Annotated in this window: 20 protein-coding genes and 1 riboswitch; of the genes, 6 read left to right on the top strand and 14 right to left on the bottom strand. The window is 52.8% G+C overall.

Annotation, left to right across the window (positions count from 1 at the left end; translation table 11 throughout):
- Nucleotides 1–76: 76 nt before the first annotated feature.
- Nucleotides 77–1,480 (bottom strand): glycoside hydrolase family 43 protein, encoded by a 1,404-nt coding sequence (locus tag AWJ19_RS22885; RefSeq protein WP_241781861.1) that lies wholly within the window; start codon nt 1,478–1,480, stop codon nt 77–79.
- A gap of 250 nt (nt 1,481–1,730) precedes the next feature.
- On the bottom strand, nt 1,731–2,789 hold the full coding sequence (locus AWJ19_RS22890; RefSeq protein ID WP_068727342.1) for an ABC transporter ATP-binding protein: 1,059 nt from the start codon (nt 2,787–2,789) through the stop codon (nt 1,731–1,733).
- Between the two features lie 314 nt (nt 2,790–3,103).
- On the opposite strand from AWJ19_RS22890, the gene fabV reads away from it, so the two are divergent.
- Nucleotides 3,104–4,294 (top strand): enoyl-ACP reductase FabV, encoded by a 1,191-nt coding sequence (fabV, locus tag AWJ19_RS22895; RefSeq protein WP_068727344.1) that lies wholly within the window; start codon nt 3,104–3,106, stop codon nt 4,292–4,294.
- A 74-nt stretch (nt 4,295–4,368) separates the two neighbouring features.
- Here fabV and AWJ19_RS22900 read toward each other — a convergent pair whose 3' ends face one another.
- The 5 genes from AWJ19_RS22900 to AWJ19_RS22920 form a co-directional block, all read right to left on the bottom strand.
- On the bottom strand, nt 4,369–5,352 hold the full coding sequence (locus AWJ19_RS22900; RefSeq protein WP_068727346.1) for an aminoglycoside phosphotransferase family protein: 984 nt from the start codon (nt 5,350–5,352) through the stop codon (nt 4,369–4,371).
- A 6-nt stretch (nt 5,353–5,358) separates the two neighbouring features.
- A complete protein-coding gene (locus AWJ19_RS22905; protein WP_068727347.1) occupies nt 5,359–6,327 on the bottom strand; it encodes a sugar phosphate isomerase/epimerase in 969 nt (322 codons plus the stop codon).
- 38 nt (nt 6,328–6,365) lie between these two features.
- On the bottom strand, nt 6,366–7,436 hold the full coding sequence (locus tag AWJ19_RS22910) for a Gfo/Idh/MocA family oxidoreductase (protein WP_068727349.1): 1,071 nt from the start codon (nt 7,434–7,436) through the stop codon (nt 6,366–6,368).
- A 90-nt stretch (nt 7,437–7,526) separates the two neighbouring features.
- Nucleotides 7,527–8,627 carry a Gfo/Idh/MocA family oxidoreductase gene (locus AWJ19_RS22915; RefSeq protein WP_068727351.1) on the bottom strand — a complete coding sequence of 367 codons (1,101 nt, stop codon included), beginning with the start codon at nt 8,625–8,627 and terminating at the stop codon, nt 7,527–7,529.
- Complete coding sequence (locus AWJ19_RS22920) at nt 8,620–9,387, bottom strand: sugar phosphate isomerase/epimerase (protein ID WP_068727353.1); 768 nt, start codon at nt 9,385–9,387, stop codon at nt 8,620–8,622. The genes AWJ19_RS22915 and AWJ19_RS22920 overlap by 8 nt, the downstream gene beginning before the upstream one ends.
- A gap of 315 nt (nt 9,388–9,702) precedes the next feature.
- Here AWJ19_RS22920 and AWJ19_RS22925 point away from each other — a divergent pair, with 315 nt between their 5' ends.
- The gene (locus tag AWJ19_RS22925) at nt 9,703–10,521 is read left to right on the top strand and encodes an AraC family transcriptional regulator (protein ID WP_068727355.1); all 819 of its coding nucleotides are present in this window, start codon (nt 9,703–9,705) and stop codon (nt 10,519–10,521) included.
- A gap of 16 nt (nt 10,522–10,537) precedes the next feature.
- Here AWJ19_RS22925 and AWJ19_RS22930 read toward each other — a convergent pair whose 3' ends face one another.
- Nucleotides 10,538–10,756: a hypothetical protein gene (locus tag AWJ19_RS22930; RefSeq protein ID WP_068727357.1), complete on the bottom strand. Its 219-nt coding sequence runs from the start codon at nt 10,754–10,756 to the stop codon at nt 10,538–10,540.
- A gap of 186 nt (nt 10,757–10,942) precedes the next feature.
- On the opposite strand from AWJ19_RS22930, the gene AWJ19_RS22935 reads away from it, so the two are divergent.
- Nucleotides 10,943–11,623, top strand: coding sequence for a TIGR00266 family protein (locus AWJ19_RS22935; RefSeq protein ID WP_068727359.1), 681 nt, complete (start codon nt 10,943–10,945; stop codon nt 11,621–11,623).
- Between the two features lie 83 nt (nt 11,624–11,706).
- Here the strand turns inward: AWJ19_RS22935 and AWJ19_RS22940 are convergent, their stop codons facing one another.
- Complete coding sequence (locus AWJ19_RS22940; RefSeq protein WP_068727361.1) at nt 11,707–12,180, bottom strand: transcriptional repressor; 474 nt, start codon at nt 12,178–12,180, stop codon at nt 11,707–11,709.
- Nucleotides 12,181–12,458: 278 nt separating this feature from the next.
- On the opposite strand from AWJ19_RS22940, the gene AWJ19_RS22945 reads away from it, so the two are divergent.
- Both AWJ19_RS22945 and AWJ19_RS22950 read left to right on the top strand, forming a co-directional pair.
- Nucleotides 12,459–13,037: a hypothetical protein gene (locus AWJ19_RS22945; RefSeq protein WP_068727363.1), complete on the top strand. Its 579-nt coding sequence runs from the start codon at nt 12,459–12,461 to the stop codon at nt 13,035–13,037.
- Nucleotides 13,038–13,146: 109 nt separating this feature from the next.
- The gene (locus AWJ19_RS22950; RefSeq protein WP_241781855.1) at nt 13,147–13,815 is read left to right on the top strand and encodes an S-layer homology domain-containing protein; all 669 of its coding nucleotides are present in this window, start codon (nt 13,147–13,149) and stop codon (nt 13,813–13,815) included.
- A 74-nt stretch (nt 13,816–13,889) separates the two neighbouring features.
- Here AWJ19_RS22950 and AWJ19_RS22955 read toward each other — a convergent pair whose 3' ends face one another.
- The 5 genes from AWJ19_RS22955 to AWJ19_RS36835 form a co-directional block, all read right to left on the bottom strand.
- A complete protein-coding gene (locus tag AWJ19_RS22955) occupies nt 13,890–14,642 on the bottom strand; it encodes an amino acid ABC transporter ATP-binding protein (RefSeq protein ID WP_068727366.1) in 753 nt (250 codons plus the stop codon).
- A 13-nt stretch (nt 14,643–14,655) separates the two neighbouring features.
- Nucleotides 14,656–15,324, bottom strand: a complete 669-nt coding sequence (locus AWJ19_RS22960; protein WP_068727368.1) for an amino acid ABC transporter permease — start codon at nt 15,322–15,324, stop codon at nt 14,656–14,658.
- Nucleotides 15,325–15,346: 22 nt separating this feature from the next.
- Nucleotides 15,347–16,180 (bottom strand): amino acid ABC transporter substrate-binding protein, encoded by an 834-nt coding sequence (locus AWJ19_RS22965; protein ID WP_068727370.1) that lies wholly within the window; start codon nt 16,178–16,180, stop codon nt 15,347–15,349.
- Between the two features lie 156 nt (nt 16,181–16,336).
- Complete coding sequence (locus tag AWJ19_RS22970; RefSeq protein WP_241781862.1) at nt 16,337–17,371, bottom strand: MFS transporter; 1,035 nt, start codon at nt 17,369–17,371, stop codon at nt 16,337–16,339.
- Nucleotides 17,323–17,850, bottom strand: a complete 528-nt coding sequence (locus tag AWJ19_RS36835; protein WP_241781856.1) for an MFS transporter — start codon at nt 17,848–17,850, stop codon at nt 17,323–17,325. Before AWJ19_RS36835 ends, AWJ19_RS22970 begins: the two co-directional genes overlap by 49 nt.
- 184 nt (nt 17,851–18,034) lie before the next feature.
- On the opposite strand from AWJ19_RS36835, the gene AWJ19_RS22975 reads away from it, so the two are divergent.
- Nucleotides 18,035–18,652: a TetR/AcrR family transcriptional regulator gene (locus tag AWJ19_RS22975; protein WP_082708074.1), complete on the top strand. Its 618-nt coding sequence runs from the start codon at nt 18,035–18,037 to the stop codon at nt 18,650–18,652.
- Between the two features lie 66 nt (nt 18,653–18,718).
- Nucleotides 18,719–18,820: riboswitch (TPP riboswitch) on the top strand.
- Nucleotides 18,821–18,838 lie beyond the last annotated feature (18 nt).

Genomic DNA, 18,838 nt, shown 5'->3' on the forward strand with positions numbered 1-18,838 from the left:
CAGCATAGCAGCAGCCCGCCTGGCGCATTGAATGCGCCAGGCGGGCTGCTCGTTACCTAATCAGTATTTCGCTATGTTATTTGCTGCTTCCTTCAGATACATGACTTCCCCAAACCGCAGTTCCGTCTCCGGACAACGCGCTAAAGGTCATCACATTCCCGTTCACCGCTTCGTTCCATTCCCGTAAGAACACGCCTTTGTATTCTACGCCTTCTACTGTAATCTTAGCTGTATGCTCGCCTTCCAGGCTCCATGTACCGGTTACCGCCCCGGTTATCTTGCCGTCCGCGGTCAGCTCAATCATCTCAGATTCGACTGTCTCTGCGCTGATATCCCTGCCGTGATTAATATATTTGTACTCTCCGGTAATGTCTTTTGCCTTGTAGCTGCCGATAGTCTCCCCGCCGTAACGGTGCGGTGCGACTACAGGCCAGCCGTCCTCATTCATGAACATCTGATGTACACGCACCTCATGTTCTTCACCGCGGTATGGGAAGCGTGTATGGAATATCAGGAAATACCGGCCGCTTTTCTCATCGTAATAAGCTGAATTATGTCCAGGAGATACATAACCCTCCCCCATGGCTTCCGGCTCGGATGCACTGTTCAGAAATTCGAAATTCCCCATCAGCTTGACGCCGTAAGGTGCATATACGGGATCATCGAACAGCTTGTCAGGGTTTCCGATTGCATCCAGCATCGCTTTGCCTTCAGAGTCCTCAAACGGGCCGTCCGGATTCTTCGAACGGGCAACACGGATATTATATCCCCCGTTCGCATCAAGCCCCCCATAAGAGAGGAACAGATAGTAGTAATCGGTCTCAGGACTGTACAGCATATAAGGGCCTTCAATCCGGGCATGATTGGCTCCCAGCAATTTTTTGCCGTAGCCCTGGTCCGGGAGCGGGAAGCCACTGGCAGGATCAAGCTCCAGGATGAAAATACCGCCCGAGTACGAACCGTAGACCATCCACAATTTTCCATCCTTATCAAAAAAGACATCCGGGTCAACAACATTCGGCTTCTGGGTAGCATCATAAACCTCACCGTCATCGCCGATCCCGGCCATACCGGATTTCAGGATAATTCCCAGGTCCTTATATGGCCCTTCAATCTTATCCGAAACAGCGATCCCCATCGCCGACAGCGGTGAATCCCCGCGGCAGGCATCATAATACATGTAAAACTTGCCGTCAGCGAGCTGAATGACATCCGGCGCCCAGAGCGTGTCCGACTGTGCCCAGCTGAAGGTCTCGCTAAGCTCCTCAGTCACATTGGGAATGAGTACATTCCCGTCCTCAACCACGGAAGAGATCTGTTCCCAGGCCATCAGATCCTTGGATTTGGCTGATGCCAGGTGGGAGCCAAAGACATAATAGGTCCCGTCTGCCTTGATAACGGAAGGGTCATGGACAGAGACATTTTCAAACTTGGGCACGCTGCCGCCGTTTCCGCCGCAGCCTGATAATACGGTTAACATTAACAATGTGGTTACAGCACGTTTTTTCATGACTATACCTCCTATGTATACCCTTACATTTTGCTGCGGAAAGGTAAAATAGTCAATAGTTTTATTTAAATATATAAATACTATTTCATAATTATATAAAGTAAAGTCGATTCAGGGCTGTTTACCGGCAAAAAACTGGACACAAAAAAGCGCCAAGCCGAAAGCGGCCTGACGCTAATCTTACCAGTATGCAGCTCCAGCGCGTAATTAATACACCGTACTATCCTTCAACCAGAACCGGCTGCGGATACGCATTAGGCAATACACGTTGTCTCTTCTTCACAACCGCAGGAGGCTCGACAGCCGGAGCCATCGGATGCATCAGCCAGGACTTCACCAGATGGGAGTCCGAAACCTTGTACATCGGAGGTTCCTTCTCCATATCAATTGCCATAGCATAAGTGCTGCGCAGGGCAAAAGCATCGCCCTTAGGCGGCTTGATCAGATCCGGAGGCGTTCCCGGTATAGCTGTCAGCATAGAACCCTTGCTGTCAAGGCTTGGCATGGAAGCAAGCAGACCCCAGGTATACGGATGTCTAGGATCATAGAAGATTTCTTCCGCTGTTCCCATTTCCACAATCTGTCCGGCATACATAACCGCAACGCGGTCAGCCATTCTGGCTACAACACCGAGGTCATGGGTAATGAAGATAATCGCAGTATCAATCTTCTTCTGCAGATCCTTCATCAGATCCAGAATCTGGGCCTGAATCGTTACGTCAAGCGCTGTTGTCGGCTCATCGGCAATCAGCAGCTTAGGATTGGCCGCAAGTGCCATGGCGATTACAACACGCTGACGCATACCGCCGGAGAACTCATGAGGGTACTGCTGAAAACGGCGTTCCGGGGAAGGAATACCCACCAGGCCCAGCAGCTCGACAGCACGCTTGTAAGCAGCGTCCTTGCTGATCTTTTCGTGCTTGAACAATACCTCGGTAATCTGCTTTCCGACCTTCATCATCGGATTCAGGGAAGTCATCGGGTCCTGGAAGATCATGCCGATTTCTTTACCGCGGATTTTTTGCATCTGCTTTTCGGTCTTGTGAATCAGGTCTTGCCCGTCGAACAAAATCTGCCCGCGTTTGTATTGTCCCTGCGGCTGCGGTACAAGCTTCATAACCGCCTGGGAGGTTACACTCTTACCGGAACCGGATTCGCCGACAATCGCCAGTGTTTCACCTTTATTTACATGAAAGTTAACACCACGGATTGCTTGTACTTCTCCGCCGCGTGTCTTGAATGAAATTGCTAGGTCCTTTACCTCTAAAAGGCGCTCCATCCTGTCACCCTCTCTGCTCTTTTCAAAAGTACGAAATAGTTCTCATTAATAGAATAGGCAATAAGTAATATTTTATCTAGCATTGTGCCTCTTAGTCAAGTGCTTTTCAGAAAATGAATCATACAATACATGTCAGCTTTGCACCACTGATAGTAAATACTCTGTCCCAAACGGGTAAAAACATGCAGCAAAAGCTTTTTGCGGGTCACTGTTGTACAAGCCGACTCTTCAAACCGTATACGCACTATTATACTGCTATCAGTTGTGTCATACTAAGAATTATTTCACATTCCCCCGAAAGGAATGATTCCAAGGTGATCATCAAGCCAAGAACACGGGGCTTTATATGTACAACCGCCCATCCCGCAGGCTGTGCACGGCAGGTTCAGAAGCAGATCGGGTATATTCGTTCCCGTCCAGCAATTAAGGGTCCGCGCAACGTCCTGGTGATTGGAGCTTCAACCGGTTACGGGCTCGCGTCTAGAATTGCCGCCGCCTTTGGTGCGGGAGCTGCAACTGTCGGCGTCTACCGCCCAAGTACAGCCACAGGGACACGAACCGCATCTGCAGGCTGGTATAACTCGGCAGCCTTTGAGCAGGCGGCTCTTGAGGCAGACCTGCGCTCCTACAGCGTATGCGGAGATGCCTTCACCCGGGAGACCAAGGAGCGTACCGCTGACCTGATCAGGCGTGAGCTCGGCCAGGTGGATCTGGTTATTTACAGCGTTGCTACGGGCCGCAGGACAGATCCTGTAACCGGACAGGTTTATAATTCCTTGCTCAAGCCCATCGGCGAGCCCTATACCAATAAAACGGTCAATTTCCACAACGGGGAAGTATCACAGGTTACCGTAGACCCGGCCTCTGAACGAGAAATTGAGGATACTGTTCATGTCATGGGCGGTGAAGACTGGCAGCTGTGGATCGACAGCCTGAGAGCAGCCGGGGTCCTGGCTAACAATGCCGTAACGCTGGCATTCTCCTATATCGGTCCAGAGCTTACACAGGAGATCTACCGCAAGGGCACCATAGGCCGGGCTAAAGACCACCTGGAGGCGACCGCCCGGCAGCTGGACAGCCAGCTTGCCCCCGGCGGCGGACGGGCTTATGTGGCAGTCAGCAAAGGCCTGGTTACGCAGTCCAGCTCAGCCTTGCCCGTAGTCCCGCTCTACATCTCACTCCTGTACAAGATCATGAAGGAACAGGGCACACACGAAGGCTGCATCGAGCAGGCCTACCGGCTGTTCAATGAACGCTTGTATGCTGACGGAGGCATTCCAGTTGATGAAGCGGGGCGTATCCGGATCGACGACTGGGAGCTGGAGCCTTCCGTACAGGCGGAAGTTGACCGGCTCTGGCCGCACCTGACTACGGAGACCATGGATGAGCTGTCCGATCTGCGCGGCTACCGTGAGGAGTTCTTCCAGCTGTTCGGCTTTGAGACAGCCGGAATTGACTATGAGGCAGATTCAGACCCTGTTGTCATTGTTCCGAACCAGTTTTAAGCTGTCAGTCTGGTAGATCTGGTTATCCACACAAGAAGGCCGGGTTCCGCGGATGCGGACCGGCCTTCTTGCGCTTACGTTATCGGACCACTGCCCAATGTGCTAAAGGATTTCCAGCTCTCTGCAAGATTATCCGTAGCCCAGCGGATATGATTCTCGTCTTTGTACTGGCGTGAGTCACATTCAATCCTCAGAATCAGATCCAGATAGAAATCATAAAGCTTGATGCGCAGACACTCTCCCGGACTGCCGAAGGTCTGCCCGTAACCCTCATAGAAAGGGACTGAATGCTCAAAATGCCGGAAATAATATTCCATCAGCACATCGCCCCACAGGGCACGCTCCCAGTCAATGATAGAGACAATTTTCCCGTCCTGTACAAACAGATTGCCGTTCCACAGATCCCAATGGATCAGCCGCGGCTCCGTCACCTCATCCAGAGCTGGCAGATAATGCTCCAGCACCTTCCAGATCACTTCATCCCCTGCCGGTAAAATGACCCCCAGCTCCCTGGCGTCCTCCAGCAGTGTGCTAAGCATTCTGGTGAATGACTCCCGCCATGTCAGTGTATCTTCCTCTGTATCCTGTGTGAACAGCCCGAACCTTGCTCCGGTAATCCCGTTAATCAGGCGCTGATACCGGCCCAATTCCCGCTCGATCTCAGCCTGTTCGGCAGGTGAATAGTTATCTTTTACCTCACTGTACGGCTGGCCATACACCTTTTCCATAAAAAAATAAGGGCAAGGCAGAACTCTGCGGCTGTCATCAAAGCTGTACACCGCGGGAACCGGAATCTGTCCGTCTGCTGCAACAAGGCGGAGCGCTTCCACCTCAGCGGCCATAATATTGTTTTCATATCTGAGTGTTCTGGTTTCTTGAGATGGGGCAACCTTCAGAATTACCTGTTTCCCGTCATCAAGCCCCAGATCATAAGCCGTATTAAAAAATCCGCCGGTCAGCTCTGTACATGAGAGAACAGTACAATCTTCACCAAAAGCGGCTTGCACCGCCGCCCTCAGCTGGCTGTCATTCAGCTTAACCTTAGTAAAGCTCTCCACCGGCGTTTATACCCACCACATCTCGCCAAGCGGCTCCTCAATCAGCACCTGGCGGAGATTATCGACAGCCTTGGAGAAGCCTTCTTCAACCGACATCAGGCCGTCTTCATGCTCAATGCTGACTACGTAATCATAGCCGACCAGTCGCAGCGCGCTGATGATATCCGCCCAGGTCTTCACATCATGCCCGTAGCCCACGGAGCGGAACTGCCAGGCGCGGTCAAGCATATTGGTGTACGGCTGCATGTCGGTAAGACCATGCTTGTTGACGTTCACCGGATCAATAACTGTATCCTTGGCATGGAAGTGATGAATCGCTCCCGCCCTGCCGAGAATGTGAATCGCCTGCACCGGATCAATCCCCTGCCACCACATGTGGCTCGGATCAAGATTGGCACCGATGGCATCCCCGGCAGCTTCACGCAGACGCAGCAGGGTAGCAGGAGTGTGAACGGAGAAACCTCCATGCAGCTCCAGACCGATCTTCACGCCATGCTCCGTAGCGAAATCCGCCATTTCCTTCCAATACGGAATGACCTTGTGCTCCCATTGCCAGGCCAGAATCTCCTGGTAATCGTTCGGCCACGGAGCCACCGGCCAGTTCGGATACTTCGCGCCTTCATGATCTCCCGGACAGCCGGAGAAGGTGTTAACCACCTGAACCCCCAGCTTCTGGGCCAGCTTGACGGAATTGACGAAGGCCTCATGGTCCTTCTGCGCCAGCTCCTTCTGCGGATGGAGCGGATTGCCGTGGCAGCTGAGCGCACTAATGATCAGCCCGCGCGATTCGATTTGCTGCTTGAACTCCTGCAGCGCCGCTTCATCCTCCAGCAGCAGCTTTGCATCGCAGTGACTGTTCCCCGGATAGCCCCCGGTGCCGATCTCTACCGCCTTAAGCCCTTTGGAAACGACATAATCCAGTGCATCCTCCAGCTTGCGTCCGCCGAAAAGCACCATAAATACTCCAAGTTTCATTGACCTGCCGCCTTTCATCCATTGTATAGTGTCAGCTGTTAAACCCAGTAAGTATCAAAATCCTTAACAAGCTCATTTTTCTCCGCCGCTGCAAAAATCGCTTCAATCAGATTCTGCACACGCAGCACTTCCGAATTTTTGACGATAGGCTCAGCAGTTCCCTCGATTACCGCTACAAAATTGCTGTAGAACCCGTCCGGCAGCTCGGCAGCCTGCGGCAGTCCGGCGGTGATCGTAGAGCCTTCCGACGGTGGAGCCATCGTCTTGGTAAGGCCTACTCCGGCACGGATCGGCGTCGGCTCGCGGTGCTCGGATTCATTGTTACGGGTCACGATTCTGCCGCTGAGCGACCAGTCTTCAATGACTGCCGATCCTTCCAGCCCCTTCACATACCAGCGGGGCAGCGTAATGAAGTTCGTTGTGCCTACTTCAACTATTGCCTTAATGCCGTTCTCAAACTGCAGCACTGCCTCAAAGCCGTCGTCCACATCATTGCCTAGGATAAAGCTCAGGGTGCTGGAGACACTGGTAACTCTGCTGTCAATCATGAACAGCAGCTGGTCCAGCAGATGCACGCCCCAGTCCAGCAGCATGCCGCCGCCCTGTGCCTTGACATGCCTCCAGTCGCCCGGAATGCCGTTCGCTCCGTGTACACGGGACTCAATCTGGAACAGGGTTCCGATCGTCTCCGTCTCGTACATTTGCTTGATGATCCGGAAATCCTCATCCCAGCGTCTGTTCTGGTGCACCATCAGCACCCGGCCGGCCTCATCGGCAGCAGCAATCATCTCCTTCAGCTCTGAAGAAGACATTGCCACAGGCTTCTCGCAGACAACATGCTTGCCTGCCTGCAGCGCCCGGACGGCAATCTCTTTATGCACATCATTAGGGGTAGCAATCAGCACTACCTCAACTGCCGGGTCTGTCAACACCTCCTCATAGCTTTCATAGACTTTGTATCCAGCCTCGACAGATGCCTTGCGGCGCGCTTCCAGCAGGTCAAACGTGCCTGCCACTTCAAGATTTGGGTTCTCGCTGATCAACTGGCCATGATAGCTTCCCATGCCGCCGTATCCGACGATAACTACAGTATGTTTATTAGAACTCATGAATTTCCCACTCCTGTTTGTCTAATGTTTCCTTATCACAGCCGAAAACCCTGCACATTTCTTCCAGGGTTTCCGGCTGCTTTTATTCTATTAGTTGTCCGAGCTGCCGTCAAAATATACGGCGCGGCCGGTACGCGCGGATTCGTACACCGCTTCGAGGATCTGAGTAACAACAAGAGCCTGCTCCGGCTTGACTACCGGGTCCTTGTCTTCTCTTACCGCTTCCAGCCACAGGCGGGCTTCACGGTCAGCTTCGGATTCTGCGGAACCGCTATAGAAGGCTACACCCCCGGAGGAGAGATCCACCTTTGTTTCGAAGAGGCGTCCGGCCCGTTCACCGTTGATGCGCAGGCCGTCCTTCATGTCGGCTCCGCCTTCAGTACCGGCCAGCAATGTCTTAGCTTCCCCGAACTCGGAGACATTAAGCGCCCAGCTGGATTCCAGCGAGATGGTTGCGCCATTTTCCATAGTAATGAAACCAAAAGCAGAATCCTCAACCTTGAACTGTTCCGGGTCCCACGGTCCGAAGGCATTAGCAGCATTTTTGCGCTGGCCCAGCTTGTGGAAGGTCGAACCTACCACCATACGCGGCTTGTAGTTGTCCATCAGCCACAGCGTCAGGTCGAGGGCATGCGTACCGATATCGATCAGCGGGCCTCCGCCCTGCTTCTCTTCATCGAGGAATACGCCCCAGGTAGGAACTGCACGGCGGCGCAGAGCAATTGCCTTACCATAATAGATGTCGCCGAGCTCTCCGGCTTCACACATTCCCTTGAGGTATTCACTGTCTGCACGGAAGCGGTTCTGGTAGGCGATCGAAAGCTTTTTGCCGGTCCGGCGTGCAGCCTCCAGCATTTCCTTCGCCTGGGCTGCAGTCTTCGCCATCGGCTTCTCACACATAACATGGTTGCCGGCTTCGAGCGCCGCTACAGTGATTTCGGAATGGCTGTCGTTCGGTGTACATACATGCACGATGTCAAATCCGCCGGCTGCCAGCATCTCGCGGAAGTCGGTATATACTGCAGCGCCTTCAGCACCGTATTTATCAGCAGCTTCCTGTGCGCGTTCTTCAATAATATCGCAGAAGGCTACCATTTCGGCATCCGCCTGACGGGACAAGCTTGGCATATGTTTACCGTTCGCGATACCTCCGCAGCCGATAATAGCAATTTTGTGTTTGATGTTAGACATGAACTTTTCCCCCTTGATTAGCGTAAGCTTTTACCCAGTTTAAACTGTCCTCTACACTTGCCAGCGGTGAACGGCTGCAGAAGTCCTGCTCAACAACAGCCCACTCTACGCCGGCTTCAGCTGCAGCTTCCAGTATAGCGGGAAGATTCACTTCTCCTTCGCCCAGAACAACCGTTTCCGGCGATCCGTCTTCGCGCTTCTTTACATCCTTAAGATGGATGATCGGCAGACGGCCTGCATACTTCTGAATGTAAGCTACCGGATCAAACCCGGCGAAGTGTACCCAGCAGGTATCCATTTCCACCTGGAGCAGGTCCGCCGGCACTTCTTCGAAGATTCCGTCAAAAGCGGTGCTCTCTCCATAGGACTCCGTGAATTCAAAATCATGATTGTGGTAGGACAATACTGCCCCCTGCTCACGGCATTTTTCACCGATAATCCGCAGGTTAGCCGCTACTTCTGCCCAGTTGCGCTGCTCTTCCGACAGATAAGGAATGATCAGATTCCGGTTTCCGATGGCCAGATTAAAACGGATCTCTTCTGCAGTATCATTGAGCATGGCATCATAAGGACGGTGTGCTCCAATCGCAACAAGTCCGGTCTCCTCGAGCAACGCCTGTACTTCCTCTGCACTCCGGCCGAAATAATGGAAAAACTCCACACCCGCATACCCCAGCTCCGCAACCTTGCGTAGCGTCCCTTCAAAATCCTGCTCCAGTTCTTCTCTAAGCGTATACAGCTGAAGACCCAGTTTTAACATTGCTACCACTCCTAATCCGTATCGAGTTAATGTGCTTACCGCTAATGATGTCCTCTATTAGACAAGCTCAGGCCAGCCTTACATACCACCTGAACAAAAGGGCTGCTATTTAATTCCACCCTGTATACTCCGCTTCAGCACTCTCCACTTCCGCTAACTGCTTATGTAGCTCCAAGAGCTGCAGCACAGCCTCCTTTGCATTCTATATATGTTTTTGCATAGCTACATGGTAATATGAAAGCGTATATAATAAAATGAATAATATGATTCAAACATGAACAATCTGGCTCTCATTTCTGTCACTCAGGAGGACTCATGACCTACACCGCACCATGCCACGTTTATACCGCCGGATTTTCCTTTCACCGCAAGCCTTTTCACATGTCCCGGGCGGACGGCGTACAGAATTATCTGCTGCGCCTGCAGACCGAAGGACGGAGCCGGACCCGGATTGACGGCGAGTTGTCTGCTGTTGAAGCAGGCGATTTGATGCTGTTTGCTCCTAATGACCCCTATTATCTGAGCATCGATAAAGAAACATATGCTGCCGGCAAACCGCGGGTAGAAAGCGGGGATTACCATATTTTTTGCGGCGGACCCTGGATTGAGGACTGGTGGGGCCGCAAGCCGCGTCCGGCAGTGCTCCGCTTGCCGCTTACCGAGCACTTTCTTGGCCTGTTCCGCCAGCTCGTTCTGGAGCAGCGCCGGCTGTCCGAGTCCTCACCGGAGATTACTGCCTGTTATCTGCAGATTTTATGTATGGAAATCGACAGGCTGATGACGCAGCAGCGGGCGATTTCACCCAAGGGGTATCTTGCCTACAGGATGAAGCAATATGTAGAGGAGCATGCCGCAATCCCCTTCCGGCTGGAGGATGTGGCAGCCTATGCGGATATTTCTGTTTCGCGGGCAGTTCATCTGTTCAAGGAGGCATTCGGAACCAGCATTGTAAAATATGTCAACGATGTGCGGCTGGAAATGGCCAGGGAACGGATTACCTTCAGTCCGATGCCGCTGGAGCATGTCTCCGAAACCTGCGGGTTTGCCAATTATACGTATTTCCACCGGCTGTTTCGCGGAAGATTCGGAATGTCGCCCAAGCAGTACCGTACATACAGCCGGGAGCAAATGTAACCTGATATTATCCTGATCAGCCGGCTCTCCCTGCATACAAAGCAAAAGGAGCGCCATCCTGAAAGATCCGCTCCTTGTGTTTGACCTTATTCAGTTTCTCATGTTTGCCCGGGGTGACCCGCACATGCTGTGAGATTGCGCCATAATCTGCGGCGGTTCTCCGGTTATTCTCTGCGCACCATGTTCCGGTCCGCTCTGCTCTGCGCAGGGCCTTCTGTGTTTTTGTACGTGCCATTTCAGCAACACTCCTTTATTGTTCGCAACTATAATTCAATTTTAACATATTCCCTCTGCCGTTTCCCGGTACAGTTTTTGTTAACTTTTCTTTACCGTCTATTGTTCTATCAGTTCCATGCACCAGAAAATGGTATGATAGAAGAGAATTTAGCAGAACAAGCGGTTGAACCGGAGGGGGATAACGATGAAATACGATGTACTATATGACGGTGCGTTCGCAATGCTCAAGGTAGAATTGAATCCGGGCGAGAGCGTAAAAGCGGAAATGGGTGCCATGGTTGCCATGTCGCCGGGCATTGAATTAAGAGGGACGGTAGACGGAGGGCTCATGCGGGGCCTGGGCCGGATGCTCAGCGGGGAAAAGTTTTTCTTTCAGGAGCTGACCGCAACGCGCGGGCAATGTGAGGTGCTGCTTGCACCGGGAGCGCTCGGTGACATCCAGTCGATCGAGCTCGACGGCTCCTATAACTTGTATGTGCAAAAAGACGGCTTCCTGGCCGGCACGCAGGGCATTCAGGTCAACACCAAAATGCAGAACCTGGCCAGAGGGTTATTCTCGGGCGAAGGCTTTTTCATTGTGGAGATCAGCGGACGCGGGACCGTCTTCCTCTCCTCGTTCGGTGCCATCCATGCAATCAACCTGGCCCCGGGCGAAGAGATGATTGTCGACAACGGGCATCTGGTGGCATGGCCAAGCTACATGGACTACAAGATTGAAAAGGCCGCCTCAGGCTGGCTGAACAGCTTGACCAGCGGTGAAGCCATCGTCTGCCGGTTCCGCGGCGAGGGCGTAATCCTCGTACAGTCCCGTAATCCCGGCAGCTTCGGCAGCTGGATCCGTTCTTTTGTTCCCAGCAAATCCTGATCTGTTAAAGCTGTTTACAGTCAAAGAAGCAACGCCGCGTTATCGCCGCATTGCTTCTTTTTGTGTTGAAAAAAATTCCGCCGTCAGGAGACAGCCTTGCGATCCTTGTCACCTTTACAGCCGGTCTGCCTGCAGTTGTTATAGGTACCTTTGAAATCAAGCCGGTGATCCGTTACGCTGAAGCCGTATTCCGCCTCCAGCCGCTGTTCCAGCTCCAGCAGCCAGTCATCCTTGATTTCTTCAAGCCGGCCGCAGACGCTGCAGATCAGATGATGATGCATATGATCATGGCCGTCACCCCGCAGGTCATAACGGGCCACACCGTCTCCGAAATTCATTTTTTCAACGATATGCAGCTCGCACAACAGCTCAAGGGTCCGGTACACGGTAGCCAGTCCCAGATGCGGGTAGCTGTTTTTTACTCTCATATAGACTTCTTCTACGCTTAAATGCTCCTCTTCGTTGTCGAGCAGCACCTTCACGATCGCTTCACGCTGAGGGGTCAATTTATAGTTATGCGCGGCAAACTGCTGGCTGATATTTGCAATCGGGTTCATCTGGCTCTCCCACCTTTCCGTATAACAAGTCCGCCTGTCACTAGCTGGTAATCAGTAATTATTACGATATAAGCATAACAAAATGTACTAAAAATGAAAAGCACCTGACATTATTATAACATTATTGCCCGAATTTCCGAATGTCTGATCCAAATTAACAACAAAATTTAAAACAGGAACAATTATATTCCCCCGTATGAGCAGCGGCCCATCCGCAAAGGGCTATTCAACCATATCTTATAGAGACTATATAACTTCTATAAGTGAGGATGGTCCGTATGGCACAGCCTAACCGAAGACAGCAAGCCCAGCCCCTTGTAACCGCCCGCGTCCTGCGCCAGGTAGCTAAGGCCATGCTGCCCTTCTACCGGAAAATCGCCGGGAACCGCACCTTTGCGCAGCAATGGTCCGCAGCCGTTACAGGCGCAGACCTTGGACTTATGGGCTCGTTGCTGGCTCAAATCCCCTCCCTGGCCAGCGTTCAAAATTACGGGACGAACGGAATCGGTTATTTTATTTCTTTCCCATTTCCGCCGCCTGTGGCCTTTTACACCAATGGAACGACTATTCCGCCGGGTACGGTGCAGTTTACCTTTAATACCCGGGTCCACCGTGCGGTAGCACTAGCGGTTATCCCTTTTTACCGGAGACTGGCCGCTTCAGCAGCTTATGCTGACGCACTCGCATCCGCGATCAACCGTAATGAGGCTAAGCGTGTGGATACATTGGTCCGGAGACTGGTCAAGACGAAGGCACTTCAGACCGTAACGATTGAGGATCACGGGGTAGCCCTTCGGTTCAAAACCCGTTACAGCAAGTATCCGTACCGCAATCTGCTTTTCCAGGAAAATATGTAGAAAAAAATCCGCCCACTGCCGGGTTTTCCCGCAACCTTTCCGTCGATTGCTGCGTCACAATAGGTGATAACGGCCAAGCGGCCCAACCTATGTACAGAGGTGAACAACAATGATGAAAAAGCGTGCTTTCGCAGTGATTACAACCGTTTCGCTCCTATCCTTCTCGCTGGGGAGTCCCCTCTTTGCGGCCGGCGGCACCTTTAAGGATATCGATAATGTGACCGGCAAAGACAAGATCAATTCCCTGAAGTCGAAGGGGTTGATCAAGGGGCTGTCGGATACCCAGTTCCTTCCCGGCTCCATTGTTACCAATGCCCAGGCCGTGCAGTTTATTTCCGGCGGCCTGCAGTTAAGCCTTGCGGCCATTGATTTCAACAAGGCTCCGGTAGCCAGTGAGATCTTCAGCAAAGTCAAAGATAACGCTTGGTATGCCGAGGCCTTCATCAATGCCCACTATAACGGCGTGGAGATTCCGGCAAATATTGACCCGTCCAAGCCGGTGACCAAGGAATTGTTCACGAGTCTGCTGATTCAGGGCGTGGAAAAGGCCGGCAATCTCCCGATGATCAACATCGTGCCTGCCAAGATTGCCGATGAGGAACAGATGAATCCGTCCTATCAGGGCAGCATTCAGCGTTCGCTCAAATACAACATTAATGCTCTTGATGCCAAAGGCAATTTTAATCCGAAAAGCGAAATTACCCGCGCTGAAGCCGCCGTTATGCTCTATAACGCATTGGAATATCTTAATGGCCGTCAGGCATCATCCGGTGATTAACCGCGTAACCTGATCATTCCCCAAAACGGGATGCTCAGGTGTAAAAGGCAGTCCGGCTTCTCCCGGACTGCCTTTTATTGTTCATCTCCGCTCAATCTGTTCAGGAACTGGCGGACACGCGTATTCTGCGATTGCTCCAGCACCTGCTGCGGTGTCCCCTGTTCCAGAATGAACCCCTGATCCATCAGTACGATCAGATCGGCAACATCCGCGGCAAATTTCATTTCATGGGTCACAATGACCATCGTCATCCCTTCAGAAGCAAGCTGCCTGATCACCTTCAGCACCTCACCAACCAGCTCCGGATCAAGTGCCGAGGTCGGCTCATCAAAGAGAAGCACCTCCGGCTCCACCGCCATTGCCCGGGCGATAGCCACCCGCTGCTGCTGCCCGCCGGACAGCTGATGGGGATAAGCCTCCGCCTTGTCCGACAATCCCACCTTGCCCAGAAGCTCAAGTCCCCGGCTTCGCGCTTCCTCCCGGGAACGCCTCTGCACTGTAACCTGTCCCTCCATCACATTGCCGAGAGCCGTCATATGCGGAAACAAGTTATAGGACTGAAAGACCATTCCTGTCTTTTGGCGCAGACCCAGAACCGTCTTGCGCGGAATTTTGGCTTTTTCGTTGAACCGGATCTCTGTTCCGGCAACGGTAAGAGTGCCCTGTTCGGGCAGCTCCAGCAGATTGAAGCAGCGCAGCAGGGTTGTTTTGCCGGAACCTGAAGGACCGATGATAACAAGCACTTTACCGTGCTCCAGCCGGAGATTAATGCCTTTAAGCACCTCCAGCGGGCCAAAGCTCTTATGCAGATCCCTGATTTCGATCATACGCGCGGTCCTCCTATCTTGCCGTATAGCGGTCAAAGCGTTTTTCGAGCACATTCTGCAGTCCTGACAGCACGGAGCAGAACAGCAGGTAGAATAGCGCAGCTTCGGAATAGAGCAGCAGCGGTTCATAAGTAGTTGCAGTGATCTGCTGGGCTGTCCGGAACATCTCAACATAGGTGATGCCGGCCGCAAGCGATGTATCTTTTACCAGGCTGATAAAAGAATTGGCAAGCGGCGGAACCGACACCCGCGCCGCCTGGGGCAGGATGATTCTGCGCAGGGCCTGTCCCCGGGTCATCCCCACGGAGTACGCAGCCTCCCATTGCCCTTTAGGAATCGACAAAATGGCCGCCCGGACAATCTCGGAGGAGTAGGCCCCAACACTCAAGGTAAAGCCGATAACGGCAGCAATAAACGGATCAAGCACAATGCCTGCTGACGGCAGCCCGTAAAAGATGATGAACAGCTGCACCAGCAGCGGCGTCCCGCGGATGATCCAGACATAGAATCTGGCAATCAGCTCCGGAATGCGCCACGAAGAAAGCCTCACCAGCGCTGTAGCAACCGCGAGCAGCAGGCCAAGCACGAATGAGACCAGCGCCAGCGGGATCGTATAAGCCACACCGGCCTTGAACAGGGGCAGCAGCGAATCCAGAAAAATTTGCAGCTTACGGTCATCCATCGCTTAGAAGCTCCTCCAGCCTTTATTTGGAGACGTCTGCACCGAAATATTTCTCGGAGATGGCCAGATACGTTCCATCCTGCTTCATGTCTGCCAGAGCCCCGTTCACCGCCTCCACCAGCTCCTCATTCCCCTTCAGGAATACGGCAGCGCTCTGCGAGCCTTCGGCGATCTCGTCCACCTGCTTAATTTGGACATCCGGCTTCTGCTTTTTCAGATCCAGAAAAGAGAGCCCGTCGTTTACCGTCGCGTCAATACGTCCGGAAACCAGCAGATCAATGGCCTGATTGAAGCCTTCCACGGCCACTATCTCAGCGCCGTTCTGACGGGCGATATCGGACAGGTTGCTGGTCAGCGACTGGCCGGATTTTTTGCCTTTCAAATCCGCAAAGCTCTTGATGTCGGTATTCTTTTCGCTGACAATCAGCACGGCTTTGGACATGACATATGGCTCGGAGAAGTCATATTTGACCTTGCGCTCATCCGTAATGGACACCTCGTTAAAAATAGCATCGAAGCGCTTTGCATCCATCCCGGCAAAAATTCCGTCCCACTGGGTCTCAATAAACTCGGCTTCCACCCCGATCCGTTTGGCTATCTCCCGGGCGATGTCCACATCGAAGCCTGTGAGCGTTCCGTCAGCATCATGGTAAGTGAACGGAGAATAGGTTCCTTCGGTGCCGATCCTCAGCTTACCTGAGGCCTTTATTGTCTCCAGACTGTTCTGCTTCTCAGGGGCAGCCGTTACATCGGCGCCTCCTGTTGTTCCTTCAGCTGTATCCGTGTTATCGCTGGTTCCGCAGGCTGCAAGCAGTATTCCCAGCAGAAGCAGCGGGGCCAGAGCCCATTTTTTCATAGTTAGTTCCTCCTCAGGCTGTGTTTGACGGTGATATAGTTTGAAGTTATCATGCCCCAAAAATCCGTTCTTCTCCCTCTCCGGCGTCAGAGGCACAAAAAAATCCCCGCCTACCTATTCAGGTAAGCAGGGATTTCCAGTCAAAGCCTATTTTCGTTAACCGTGCATCATCTCCGCCTGCGGTCTGGATTCACCATCTCCGCCTTTACGCCCTCTGCGCAGCAGCAGTCCGAGAACAGCCCCTCCTAATGCGACAAAAATCATGATGTGGAAGGTATCGGCAAAGCCCTGGGCCATTACCGTCTGTGTGGCCTGCTTCAGCACTTCAGGTGAAGCTTTGGCAGGATCAACTCCGGATGCGGCAGCAGCTGCCTGCATTTCCGCACCGCGGGACGCTGCCCTGGACGTAAGAATGGTAACCAGCGTCGATACCGCAAGCGAGTTGATAACCTGCTGCATCGAGTTGGTCAGTGAAGTCACCCGGTTGACCAGATGAATGGGCGCTTTATTCAGCAGGTGGGTATTCATCGGCATCATCATCATCCCCATTCCTGCTCCGCACATGATCAGCGGTACGATCAGATCCCTGCTCTCTGTAGTCAGATCCACATGGGAATATTGATACAGCGCACCTGAGACAAGGCTGAGGCCGCAGACGACGAGCCAGCGCACCCCAATTTTGTCAAAAAGAATACCCGCTACCGGCATCATTAGGCCCGAGGCAATCGCCTGCGGGAGCAGCGTCAGTCCGGTGTCAAAAGCACCGAAGCCGCGGGCCTGCTGCAGAAACTGCGGAAGCAGGAACAAGGCTCCGTACAAGCCGAACTGGGCGATCCACTGGACCAGAATGCCTGTGGTGAAATCAACCGAGCGCAGAATGCGCAGCTCCAGCAGCGGCGTCCTGGAACGCAGCTCAGCGATGACAAAAGCAATCAGCGCTGCCAGTCCCAGCGCAAGTCCGATCAGTGTTTTATTGGAGGACCAGCTATCCGCTCCCTGACTGACCCCGTAGGTCAGAGAGGCAAAGGCCAGCGGTCCGAGGATCATCCCCAGCTTGTCCATTCCCGGTACCTGTCCGCGCTGAGCATTTGGCAGCTTGCGCAGGCCAATCATCAGGCAGATGATTCCGATCGGGATATTGATCAGGAAGATCCATCTCCATGAATGATACTGGACCAGCCAGCCGGACAGGACGGCCCGATGGCCGGAGCGAACAGCACCGGAATACCCATAATGCCCATTACAATGCCGACCTTGCTCTTTGGCGCGAGCCTGTACACATATGCCATGCCTACCGGCAAAACGCAGCCGCCGCCGAGCCCCTGCAGCACCCTGAAAGCAATCAGCCATTCTGCGCTGTTTGGCGTAGCACATAAAATGGAACCTATTGTGAATACCACCACTGCAGTCAAAAAGACGGTTTTGGCCCCGAAGCGGTCGGACAGCCAGCCGGACAGCGGAATGACCGAAGCCTGTGCCAGCATATAGCCGGTTACGATCCACTGCAATGTTGTCAGATTGGTATGAAAGTCTTCAACCAGCGTAGATAACGCCACATTCATCGCCGTGCTGTCGAGGACAACCATAAATACACCGAATATGATCGCCAGCAGCGGCACCAGAATTCCGGACAGCCGGAACTCGGCATCCTCCTTGATTACTCCTTGCATCTTCTTTCTCCTCTCCTATGCCAGTGCAGGTTCAATGTCGTTGACCGCTGCACCCTTCTCTTTATATAATATGTTTGCGGACAATTGTCCGTATAATCCAATAACAGTCTACGGACAATTGTCCGCTGTGTCAATAAATTCTTGATATCTATGCTGAATACTACCTATACCGAAAGGAACATCCATGACCCCTTTTAAACCTATTGTCCCATCCGCCGCACCCGACCCGTATAAGGAGCGTATCCTGGAGGCTGCACGCGAGCTATTCACCGCAAACGGGCTGGAGGCTGTCAGTATGTACGCCATCGCCAAGCGCGCCGGTATCGGCCAAGGCTCACTGTACCGCCGTTTTTCTGATAAAGGTGAAATCTGTTCATTGCTGCTGCGCGACAGCACGGACCGGTTTTTGCTCAGTCTGGAAAATGAACTTGCACTGCCGCAGGCAGATAAGGCTGCTCTTGATCACCTGCGGAGCAGCATCAGCCGGATTGTCGGGTTTATCGAACAGCACGCCGAGCTGCTGCAGCTGATCAAATCAGAGTTTACCGGCAAGAAGCAGCTCACCCAGTTTGAACACCCTTTTTTCCGCAGGCTGAACGAGTTTCTGACCCAGCTGCTCAGACGTGCTGCCGCCGGCGGTGAGATCAGTCCGGTTGATCCGCAGTTTACAGCCACGGCTCTGATTGCCGTGCTAAGCCCGGATTTGTACCTGTATCAGATGAAGCAGCACGGCTCCACCAGGGAGCAGATTACCGACGGTATTCTCGCCCTGTTCGTAACCGGCATTCAAAAAGGACTATAAGCCTCTCTTTACAAACCGCCAGGTTATGGTATATTAATTAGAAATTACGAATTGAATAAGAATCTTTTATTTCACTAGGGGAGTCGGCCGACTGAGACGGAGCTAAGCTCCGGACCCTTGGAACCTGATCTGGATCATACCAGCGGAGGGAAGTGGAGCAGGAACGATCAGCATTGTCTGTATCCA

Origin of the sequence: Paenibacillus sp. DMB5 (genome assembly GCF_001517085.1) — a bacterium.
In the GTDB taxonomy this organism is placed as follows: Bacteria; Bacillota; Bacilli; order Paenibacillales; family Paenibacillaceae; genus Paenibacillus_AQ.